14 protein-coding genes are annotated in these 9,440 nt (G+C 66.7%); 7 read left to right on the forward strand and 7 right to left on the reverse strand.

Translation table 11 applies throughout. From position 1 onward, the window contains the following. The 7 genes from MKK82_RS00080 to MKK82_RS00105 all read right to left on the reverse strand — a co-directional run. A partial coding sequence (locus MKK82_RS00080) for a hypothetical protein (RefSeq protein WP_243984165.1) occupies positions 1–389 on the reverse strand: 389 nt, incomplete at its 3' end. Positions 390–432: 43 nt separating this feature from the next. Then, positions 433–717 carry a hypothetical protein gene (locus tag MKK82_RS00085; RefSeq protein WP_243984167.1) on the reverse strand — a complete coding sequence of 95 codons (285 nt, stop codon included), beginning with the start codon at positions 715–717 and terminating at the stop codon, positions 433–435. 11 nt (positions 718–728) lie between these two features. Beyond that, entirely contained in the window at positions 729–2,666 is a 1,938-nt protein-coding gene (locus MKK82_RS34140) for a tail fiber domain-containing protein (RefSeq protein WP_243984168.1), read from the reverse strand. Then, complete coding sequence (locus MKK82_RS00095) at positions 2,588–2,911, reverse strand: hypothetical protein (RefSeq protein WP_243984170.1); 324 nt, start codon at positions 2,909–2,911, stop codon at positions 2,588–2,590. The genes MKK82_RS34140 and MKK82_RS00095 overlap by 79 nt, the downstream gene beginning before the upstream one ends. 128 nt (positions 2,912–3,039) lie before the next feature. Continuing rightward, the gene (locus MKK82_RS00100; RefSeq protein WP_243984171.1) at positions 3,040–3,333 is read right to left on the reverse strand and encodes a hypothetical protein; all 294 of its coding nucleotides are present in this window, start codon (positions 3,331–3,333) and stop codon (positions 3,040–3,042) included. Further along, positions 3,333–3,530: a ribbon-helix-helix protein, CopG family gene (locus tag MKK82_RS34320; protein WP_409566763.1), complete on the reverse strand. Its 198-nt coding sequence runs from the start codon at positions 3,528–3,530 to the stop codon at positions 3,333–3,335. Before MKK82_RS34320 ends, MKK82_RS00100 begins: the two co-directional genes overlap by 1 nt. 116 nt (positions 3,531–3,646) lie before the next feature. Further along, positions 3,647–4,201 carry a hypothetical protein gene (locus MKK82_RS00105; protein ID WP_243984173.1) on the reverse strand — a complete coding sequence of 185 codons (555 nt, stop codon included), beginning with the start codon at positions 4,199–4,201 and terminating at the stop codon, positions 3,647–3,649. 180 nt (positions 4,202–4,381) lie between these two features. Here MKK82_RS00105 and MKK82_RS00110 point away from each other — a divergent pair, with 180 nt between their 5' ends. From MKK82_RS00110 to MKK82_RS00140, 7 genes are all read left to right on the forward strand, one after another. Further along, positions 4,382–4,600 carry a hypothetical protein gene (locus tag MKK82_RS00110; RefSeq protein ID WP_243984175.1) on the forward strand — a complete coding sequence of 73 codons (219 nt, stop codon included), beginning with the start codon at positions 4,382–4,384 and terminating at the stop codon, positions 4,598–4,600. Positions 4,601–4,893: 293 nt separating this feature from the next. Further along, complete coding sequence (locus MKK82_RS00115) at positions 4,894–5,325, forward strand: hypothetical protein (protein WP_243984177.1); 432 nt, start codon at positions 4,894–4,896, stop codon at positions 5,323–5,325. Positions 5,326–5,456: 131 nt separating this feature from the next. Beyond that, positions 5,457–5,810, forward strand: coding sequence for a hypothetical protein (locus MKK82_RS00120; RefSeq protein WP_243984178.1), 354 nt, complete (start codon positions 5,457–5,459; stop codon positions 5,808–5,810). Positions 5,811–5,977: 167 nt separating this feature from the next. Beyond that, positions 5,978–6,736, forward strand: a complete 759-nt coding sequence (locus MKK82_RS00125; protein WP_243984180.1) for a toprim domain-containing protein — start codon at positions 5,978–5,980, stop codon at positions 6,734–6,736. Then, a complete protein-coding gene (locus MKK82_RS00130) occupies positions 6,733–7,932 on the forward strand; it encodes an ATP-binding protein (RefSeq protein WP_243984182.1) in 1,200 nt (399 codons plus the stop codon). Before MKK82_RS00125 ends, MKK82_RS00130 begins: the two co-directional genes overlap by 4 nt. A 760-nt stretch (positions 7,933–8,692) precedes the next feature. Continuing rightward, complete coding sequence (locus tag MKK82_RS00135; protein ID WP_243984184.1) at positions 8,693–9,160, forward strand: hypothetical protein; 468 nt, start codon at positions 8,693–8,695, stop codon at positions 9,158–9,160. A 9-nt stretch (positions 9,161–9,169) separates the two neighbouring features. Next, on the forward strand, positions 9,170–9,440 hold a 271-nt coding region (locus tag MKK82_RS00140; RefSeq protein ID WP_243984185.1), incomplete at its 3' end, for a hypothetical protein.

Below are 9,440 nucleotides of genomic sequence, written 5' to 3' on the forward strand. Positions count from 1 at the left end.
GCCAGTGCGTGCTGGTCGTACGGCTCAGCGACCCCGCCGAAACCCCACGGCCCGCCCCCGAACCCGGATCCGTCGCCCAGCCGGCTGTCAATCCGCGAGCCGCCCAACGCGACAGCGTACGCGGGCCCCGCCTGCGCACGCTGTCGGGTCTGCACCTGTCCCTCGTCCATGGCGCTGCTCGGGCGGCGCTGCTCCCCGGGCCCGGTGCCGCGGCCGGAGGGATCGACATCACCGGCACCGCGCGTCGGCTGGAACGGGTTGAGGCCCATCGTCGGGGCAGGGATTGCCGCCTGAGGGTCGAACCCCTGCGGCGCCTGACGAAGCCGATCCAGCAAGCCCGCGAGATCGAAGCCGCCGAGGTCGCCGAGGAAAGAGGGACCGCCGCTCATCGGTGCGTCCTGATGTTCGAGGATGAGGAGGAGGCACCGCTGGTCATGCTGACCCCGCAGAGCCGCACATGGCGCCGAGGACCGTGATCCGTTCGCCGGCTTGGAGCTGAAGCTGTTCGAAGGCCTGCAGAAGCCCGGCGAGGTCATGGGCCGTGCCGGTACCGCTCTCCAGGATCCACGCGGCCTGTGCGCTCACGGCCTGCAGAGACCGGAAGCTCAAGGCGGCGTTGGCGCAGGCGACCGCGATCCGCTGCTGCAAATCGGTCGGCACCGCGTCGTCGGCCGGGACGGCGGGCGGCATCAGTTCGAAGGCGTCGGAGCGTTCCATGGTGCGCCTCCTCAAGCTGCCGCGCGGCGCTTGCCGCGGGTCTGAGGTTTCGTGACGCTAGTTCGTAACGGCTCCGGCTCCTGCGGGATCATGGACTGCAGGGCATGGGCGAGGAGGCCGACAGGAGCACCGTGGCCGCCCTGGTCGCCCGACATCGCCGCGAGCAGGTCGCCGAGCCCAGCCGGAGGCCCGCCATGGTCGGAGCCCGAGGGATCCCGAACAATGATCGTCAGGCGCGGAGGCTCAGCAGGAAGCGCGGCCGGCGCGGATCCGCCTGACGACCCGTCCCTGCCCTTCTTCCGGCCCTTCGCCGCGAGCCGAGCGGCCTCGTCCGTGGCCTTGCCGTAGTCGACGCCCAGGAGATCACCGAGACCGATCGGGCCCACAGCATCGGGCTTCCGGTCCGCCACCTCCTGCGCGATCAGGCCGATCTGGGTTCGAGGCTCGCCGCGGTAGTTGTAGCTGTAAATGGTCTGCCCATCCTTCAGCTCGCCCACGGGGCGGATGTTCTCTTTCATCCGCTCATCCGACGCGAACAGGCCCTTGATCAGACCGCCGCCGAGGGTCGCGCCGCCGCCCGTGCCGAGGCCGAGCAGGCTGGTGCCCAGGCCGAGGATCGACTGCATCGGGCTCACGCCTGAGGTCTCTGTGCGCTGGGTCCCCTGAGAGACCTGCGTTCCACCCTGGCTACCAATCGCCAACGGATAGCTCGCGTACTGGCTCAGCGCCTGCCACGGCGTCTGTTGCTGCTCCTGGAAAAGCTGCTGCGCGGCTTCCAGACCCTGCTGCGCCTGCGCCTGCTGAAGCCCGCCGACCTGCAACAGGTTCGAGGCCGGCGCATACCGGAGCGCGTCCACGGACGGCAAGAGCCCTGCGGCTTGGTTCGCGGCGCTGAGCCCCTGCTGACCCGCACCGATGAAGCCCTGCGCCTTCGTCACCCCGAGGTTGCTGTTGAACTGATCGCCGCCCAACACCTGACCGAGCACGCCGGCCTGAGCTGCCTGCTGAGCCTGCCCGAGGCCGGCACCCGCGAGGCGCTGAGAGTTGTTCGTGGACTGCACGCCGCTAATCGCGTTCGTGATCCCGAGCCCGGCGCTCGATGCGGCCTGCCGCGCGGCGTCAATCTGGCTGTTGGCCGAAAGCTGGTTCTGTCGCTCCTGATTGTATTGGCCTGCATACAACGCCGTGTTGGTGTCGTTGACGGCTTTGGTGGTTGCTCCGGCGAAGTTGCCTGACCCATACCGGCCCGAGGCCGCATAGGCTTCCTTGACTGCGTTGGCGGCGTTGCGACTGGACGTGTCGACCAACGCATTCATGTACGGATTGGTCGTCGGATCGAGGTAGTCGCCGCGGGCCACGCCCGACAGGTTCGTCTCGGCGTAGCTCGGGAGCTGGCTCCTGTCGTAGAGCGCCTGCAACTGCGGCTGGGTCGTGAGATCCCGCGAGCCGTTCATGAACGCGTTCGCGGTGGTGTTGATCGGGTTGTTGGGATCCCCGATCCGGTCCGCCAGCCCCGACAGCCGGGCCGTGCTCGCCTCAGGCACCGCCGCCAGCATGCCGAGGCCCTGCTGCGTCGTGGGGCTGATCCCGTTCGATCCGAGCACACTCTGCAGGTACGCCGTGCCGAGGCCGCCAGCATTATCGGCCGCGGCTTGGTCACGGGTGGACTGGATGCCGGCCGACTGGTCCGTGCTGAAATCCGCGACCCGAGGGCCTTGGTAGATCTGCGACCCGACGCCGGAGTCGTAGAGGGTCTTAGCGTCGGTCAAACTCTGCGTGAGGCCGGGAATAGCCGGATCCCACGGGGTTTTGGTCGCGACCTGCGTGCTGTTGGTGGTGCTGGACTGTCCGCCGCCCATTCCCGGCATCGTCAAAAATCCTTCACAAGCGCAATGAGAGGACGGGCGCGGTAGCCCGGAAACACGCGCTCCCAGCCGGGCCGGCCGCACAGGCGCACGGAAGCCGCGCCGACATGGCGGGCCCAAGCCTCGAAATCGGGGACGACGTGCCGCCAGAGGGCCAAGGCCCGGCCGCCCGCGGCGCGCAACTCGCACGCAATCGAGCCGTCAACCTGACGCGGGAAGTGAGCCACGGCCGCCGCCGGGATGTTTGACGGCACGGTGCTGCCGTCCACGATGATGATGAGGACGCTCGTACCGGCCATGCAGTCGAGGAACAGCGACTCCGGCGACATGTCACCAACGGACCGCGCACATGCCCGGCGCAGATGCCCCTCAGCCTGAGGCCAGAGCGTCGCGACGTGCTCGGTCGGCACAGGGACGAGAGCGACGCCAGTCAAGCGCGGGGTCGGAGCGTTCACCGTCACGCCCCCTCAGGCAGCGGCGGGTCGCCGAGCTGATGAAAGGCCGTCAGGACGCGGCCGGAGGCTTCCAGGCCCTCATTGAGCACCTTGGCGCGGGCCATGGCCTCAACGACGGGGCAATCCTCCTCGACGCGGCGGATCAGGCCGTCCAAGTGATCGCGACAGGCCCGTAGGCCGAAGGCGAGATCCGAACGCGCCTGCTCACGGGTCAGAGCCGGATAGGTGACGGGCCCCGAGACAGCGCCGGACTGCGGCGCACTCGCGCGAGGCGTGAGGGTGTGAACCTCGCCCATCAGGCGGCAACCTGTAGAGCGGTGGAGGTTGCGGACGGCGCCGGAGGCGGCTCGTCGGGACGAACGACCGAGGCCAAGGCCCGGCGCATGAAGGCCGAGACGTTCACGCCCGCCCGCGCAGCGCTGGCCTCAAGCGCAGCATCCAAGGCAGGATCAGCGCGGAAAATCCGGGTGCGGGTCAGTGTTCCGGTTCGCATGGCGTCCTCTCACGGCTAGCGAGAGAGTAACGCGCGAGCGGCCAAAATGTAATACCGCGGTACTTTCCGTATCTTACTTCAAAATCCGTAATGTTCCTGGGATCGATGAATTGCGTCTACTTCTCCCAATCTTTTTTGTGCAGCGGCGCGCGACGGGTCTGGTCCGAGTAAGCGGAGAGGTTGGTCGGGTCCAAAAGGATGGCTCCCAACCGCTCGCCAGTGTTGGCTGCCGTCCACAAGGCAAAATCCTCTGGCTTCACGTCCTCGACAGATGTCTCAAGCAAATACGGCGGCGCCGAAAGGGCTCGGTCAATCACGGCCTGGATGGCATAGTGGGCAGCAACACGGGTCTTTTCATTCGCAAGCCATTCATCACCGCCGGCTTTCTCGTAAGTCATCAGTAGGCGGCCAATGACATCAAGAATATCCCACGATTGGCGAGATACCTTGCTGGAACCTAGCAGCTTATTGGCATCTCGGGTGTCCACAACACTGCCGATAGCCTTCTCGCCGACATCGCTGATTGAGTATCCCGAGGCATTGGCCGTATCGACCAGCAGATTATAGGTGCGAGAGTTGACCCGGATCGTCACGTTCCGGAACTCGCCGTCAGGAATGTGCTCGCGAGGCGCGCGCTTGCGCCTTTTCACCTGATCTTCCTGCTCGGCCACTGGTAGCCCCCGATTTAACTTCCTTATCACTGATATGCCCGGAATAGTGCCCGTGACAAGAGGGGCTGCTCCGACAATTCCCGGCAGATGCAGGCGCGCTCCACCTTGACGCCACGGTCATCCATCCTAAAATGCTTATCACGAGCTTTCCCGTGATAAGATCCGGGTTAGGAGGCCACCATGACGAGCGAGAACACCGAACTGTACGGGGTCACGATCGAGAAGGACGCCGCGCGCCGTGCGCTGCGCATGGGGCGCGACAGCTTCGATGCTGCGGTGAAGGCGGGCGAGATCCCGAGCGTTCGGGTCGGCAAGCGCCACAAGATCCTCGGGGTGCCGTTCCGCCGGATGCTCGGCCTTCCAGAGCAGGCGCCGCAGCCCGAGCCCATCGCCGCCTGACTCCGCGAGATCGGCGGGGCGCTCCCCCGTCGTGCCGGAGACATCCGCGCCGAGCCGGCCGGCGCAATGATCAGCAGGACCACTGAAATGCGAAAGACCCGCGCGACGTCGCGGGGCGCAACATCGGCGGGTCTCGGAAATGCGTTCTTGGCAGCACGCACCGAGACATATGCCAGCGTAAGCGCTCCCCGGCAAGATCTACACCTCGCCCGACGCTTCGGTTTGCCGCCGGCTACGGCCGCGGTGATTGCCGAACTGGCGTTTCCCCAGATCGACACATGGAGGGCGCGAGCATGATCGCGGCTGCCTCCCCCATCCACACCGCTACCATCAACAACGTCTCGGTCCGCTTCTTCCGCGGGCCGACCGATGGCCCCGACATGCCGTGGCACGTCCACGAGGAGTTGCTGGCGGCACTGACCCTGCCCCGCGACCTGCGGCGCATCCTGAAGGCCGCGCTTTTGAAGCACTGGAAGGAAGCCTGCCACACGGTCGAGGCCGACGGCGAGCCGGTGCTGATCGCGCCGCACTTCGTCGCCCAAGGCCTGATCGGCATGGCGCAGGACATCGGGAAGGGCGTCACCACGACGCCTGACCTTGTTGACCGCGAGTATGCCCGTGCCGGGGTCGGCGCGATGAACGCCCTAACGGCGCACCTGCCGGACGCGCAAGATCGGTTTGCTTGGGCGATGCAGGCGTTCCGCACTCAGGGAGGAGCCGAATGACGCCTCGCCCGATCCCTGAGAGCGTCCGCGCGCTCCTGCCCCTCTGCGGAGCCCCAAACGATCACGAAGCCCTCGGCGCCTGCCGGGGCATCGGCCGCAAGCTACAGGCTGCTGGCCTTGATTGGCATGCGTTGGCCGCCGCAATCCCGGCCGGCGCAGACGACCGTGAATTGTCCCGCCAGCGGGACAAAGGTTGCGGCGCCGCAACTTCTGAATTTTCGCGGCGCCGCGAAAAAGCAACCGGTGCCGGTTGGATCCGCCCGTTCGACACCTACTCCTGGCGGCGGGCCTTCACGCCGCAACAGGAGTCCGAGAACCGATCGCGGGTGCGGTTCTGCCAGGACCGGGCATGGCGCCTGACGGAGTGGGAGCGCGGGTTCCTCAACAACGTGGCCCGGCTGCGCGGCAACTTGTCGATCCGGCAGGCTGACCGGCTCGCGGAGATGACCGATCGCCTCGACATGGAGGTGCGTCGCGCATGCTGAACCTACAGCACGCCGCATCCTGTCTTCCTGGCGGGCGTGTGATCAGCGGCGGGGTCTCCTTCCAGGGCATCGGGCACCGGACGGGCGACATGTCCGCCCGGCTGCTCCCAGATCCCGACGCGCGCAACGGCTACGTCGTGACGAGCTTCGCGGGGGACGACCCGCTGATGCTCCGCGACTACGTGGATGAGCGGTGCGGGCTGCCTCGCTGGGAGGATCGCACCCGCGAGCGGGAGAAGCACGTCGACCCGCGCGAACTGGCCCGTCAGGAACGCGCCCGCGAACAGCAGCGCCTTGCCCGTGAAGCCGAAGCCGCGATCAAGGCCGAGCGCGTGCGCCGGATCTGGGATGAGGCCGAGCGTGATCCGAGGAACAGCCTCGTTGAGCGCTACCTGAACCAGCACCGGAAACTGGACCTACCGGCCTCCGTCTGCGGGCACGCAGTGCGCTTCCATCCCCGCGGCCCGTGGGAGAACGAACGCGCACCGCTGATGCTGTGCGCCCTACGCGACATCTACACCAACGAGGTGGTCGGCCTGCACCGGACCCGCCTCGATCCCGACACCGCGGGGAAGGTCGGCAGGAAGATGCTCGGCCGAGCCGGTGGCGCCGCGATCAAGCTCACTGCTGACTCCGAGGTAACGATGGGTCTAGCCCTCGCCGAGGGCGTGGAGTCCGCGCTCGCCGGCATGGTGCTCGGCCTCGTGCCGATGTGGGCCACCGGCGGCGTCGGTGGGATCGCGGCCTTCCCCGTCCTGTCCGGCGTCGAAGCCCTGACCGTCTGCGCCGAGACCGGCGCGGCCAGTGAGGCGGCTGTGCAGCAGGTCGGCGAGCGGTGGGCCGCTGCCGGACGCGAAGTCGATGTCGTGGCACCCCGCACCGGCTCTGACCTGAATGATGCTCTGATGATGGAGACGGCCCGATGAAGGTGCGGCCGGAGCAGCCCGAGACGATCTATGACCGCAAGCGGTTCGGCGGGCCCCGTGCCGTAGGTTCCGATCCGGGCGCCGACGCGGCCTTGTTCGGCTTCACCTTCGACGGCGACGCACCTCCCGACCCACCGCACTACCTCATCAAAAACCTGTTGCCCGCTGAGGGCGTGGCGATGCTCGGCGGGCAGTCCGGTGCGGGCAAGACGTTCACCGTCGTCAATCTGGCGATTTCGCTGGGAACGGGAGAACCGTTCTTCGGTCGTCGCGTCGTTGAGCGTGTCGGAACGCTGATCTTTGCAGCCGAGGGCGCCGGCACGCTGGCCGCTCGTGTCGAGGCCGCCCGTGCTGTCCTCCCGAACGGAGACCGCCTGCCAATCGCCTGGATGGGCGCAGTGCCGAACCTTGCCGATCCTGAGGAAGTGAAGGCGCTGCAACCCAAGATCCGCGCCATTGATGCCCGGATGCGGGAGCAGTTCGGTGTCCGCCTCGGGTTAATCGCCATCGACACCATGGCCGCGGCTTTTGCCATGAAGGACGAGAACGACGCCGCCGAGGCGCAACAGGTGCTCCGCCACATGCGGATGCTGGGCGAGCCGATCGGCGCCCTCGTCCTGCCTATCCACCACTACGGCAAGACCGAGGAAACCGGGCTACGCGGATCCTCCGCTTACCGCGGCGGCGCTGACGCGGTGCTCAGCATTCTGGCCGACCGGAACCAAGTCACGGGTGAGGTGACCACCCGCTCACTCAACCTTGCCAAGAGCCGGTGGGCCGAGGAAGGGCCCATCGCCGCGTTCGCGCTCCGCTTCGTGCAACTCGGGACGGACGAGGACGGCGACGCCTACGGCGCCTGCGTTGTTGAGCCGAAGCTGGACGAACCCCCACCCTCGACCCGCAAGGCCCCGGCCAAGGATCCGCTCCCGATTGTCGCTCTGAAGGGTGCGTTCGACGAGACGCTGCTGACCCATGGCCGTGACGTCCAGGTCCGCGGTGCCGGTGAGACAGTCCGCGCCATCACCGTCGAGGAGATGCGCCCCGAATTCCGCCGCCGCTACGCCACCGCCGAGACCGACGGCGACAAGGCCGCCGCCACGATCCGGCAGGCCCTGAAAAGAGCCCTGTCCGCCTGCCCGAAGCACGGGTTCAAGACGGCCGCTTGGAACGGGGAGGAGTGGCTGTGGCGAGCGTAGCCGTGACATGCGTGACACCCGTGACAACCGTCAAATGTCACGCCTGTCACGCCCCCCGAGGCCGTGACATCCGCCGTGACATTGGGGGGGCCCCCTACTTCGTAGGGGCCCCTCCCTGTCACGCCTGTCACGCGGGGCTGATTTTTTCGAAAGGAGATTTCGAGCGTGACAAGCACATCAGCCGTTCCGGAGGCCGAATTTGTCCACTCGGGGCAGGTCTACTCGTTTGTTCGGATAGACCCCCATCAATGCCGAGATGGCCGAAGCATCACGCTCGACGTCTACCAGACACGATGCGCCCATTGCGGCGAGCCGTTCGAGGTGAAGATCGGCACCCCAACCGGCCGGCGCTGGCCCACGCGGCGCTGCGTCAAGCACCGCCGCCCTGGCAGCAAAGCGTAGGTCCCGCAGATCACCGATTGGATGGACGGGTCGGACATTTCGGATTTTGTCCATTTCATCCGGTTTGTCCGGCAAGGGGCAGCCGATGAGCGCCGCCTCTGACGCATGGGGTCCATGGGATCCTGCAATCAGCGACGCAGAGCGTGCGGCCCGATGCCGGTGCCTGCGAAGCATTGCGCACCTGACGCTCGGACCCCGTAGCAACGCCCTCGCCGAACACCTGCGTCTCGCTGAGCGCGATCCTTCGCACCTGCCGCTCGCTCTGACCGCCCTGAACAGCCTCGCCGGGCTCGACCTCCGTCACACGGTCGCGAGCTATGGCGCAATCAACCGCCCCCGCACCTGAAAGGAGACCACCATGCTCATCAACGTCTGCAGCAAGCTCATCAACACCGCTCAGGTGCTCTGGATTGAGCCAGCACCCTCGACGCGCGGGATGCCGCGCAGCACCATTCACTTCACCAACGGCACGACCCTGACGGTAAGCGCTGATCTAGACTGGATCGCCAATCGACAGACCGCCGTCTTTCCAGCGCCTCCCGGCTATCAGGCAGTACGCGCCACCCCGCCGAGCCAGTCAGACGAGGATAGAAGCGTCGATTACGACACCCTTCCCGTTGTCGCCTTCCGATTTGATGGCGCATCGAACCTGTTGCTCGACCCGATCACTCCCGAGGGGACTTTAGGCGATTACTATGCGGTGATTGGACCGGATGGCCGCTGTTGGGACGTTGACCGCGAATACGAGAGCGTCGAGGCCTACAAGCAATCTTTCAGTCAGGACTGGGCCAACGACAAAGCTGTCTGGGCCGGCGAAGCAGCTTGAGGAGCCGCTATGTCCCGCGATCCCCTCGACATCGTGAGCGACCTCATCGAACGGCATGTTTCAGCCGAGGAGACCGCGCCGCCAGCGATCGGCATCGTCTCGGCTCTATCCATCCTCGTTGCTGGGGCAACCCATACTCCAGCGCCGGCTGCGCGCGCCGCAGCACGTCGTCGTCTTAAGGATGCCGCAACGTGGTTCGATGGGCGCCCTGCCCAGATCACTGCTCTGATCCGCGATATCGCCGCGATGGACATGCCCAACCGCGATCGCCGCAAGGCCG

The sequence above is a fragment of the Methylobacterium sp. E-046 genome (genome assembly GCF_022829625.1).
GTDB lineage: Bacteria > Pseudomonadota > Alphaproteobacteria > Rhizobiales > Beijerinckiaceae > Methylobacterium > Methylobacterium longum.

Excerpts from the sequence above, each read along its gene's own strand:
- MKK82_RS00085 (WP_243984167.1), bottom strand. The coding sequence starts at position 717 with ATGGAACGCTCCGACGCCTTCGAACTGATGCCGCCCGCCGTCCCGGCC.
- MKK82_RS00095 (WP_243984170.1), bottom strand. The coding sequence starts at position 2,911 with ATGTCGCCGGAGTCGCTGTTCCTCGACTGCATGGCCGGTACGAGCGTC.
- MKK82_RS00100 (WP_243984171.1), bottom strand. The coding sequence starts at position 3,333 with ATGGGCGAGGTTCACACCCTCACGCCTCGCGCGAGTGCGCCGCAGTCC.
- MKK82_RS34320 (WP_409566763.1), bottom strand. The coding sequence starts at position 3,530 with ATGCGAACCGGAACACTGACCCGCACCCGGATTTTCCGCGCTGATCCT.
- MKK82_RS00110 (WP_243984175.1), top strand. The coding sequence starts at position 4,382 with ATGACGAGCGAGAACACCGAACTGTACGGGGTCACGATCGAGAAGGAC.
- MKK82_RS00115 (WP_243984177.1), top strand. The coding sequence starts at position 4,894 with ATGATCGCGGCTGCCTCCCCCATCCACACCGCTACCATCAACAACGTC.
- MKK82_RS00125 (WP_243984180.1), top strand. The coding sequence starts at position 5,978 with ATGCTCCGCGACTACGTGGATGAGCGGTGCGGGCTGCCTCGCTGGGAG.
- MKK82_RS00130 (WP_243984182.1), top strand. The coding sequence starts at position 6,733 with ATGAAGGTGCGGCCGGAGCAGCCCGAGACGATCTATGACCGCAAGCGG.
- MKK82_RS00135 (WP_243984184.1), top strand. The coding sequence starts at position 8,693 with ATGCTCATCAACGTCTGCAGCAAGCTCATCAACACCGCTCAGGTGCTC.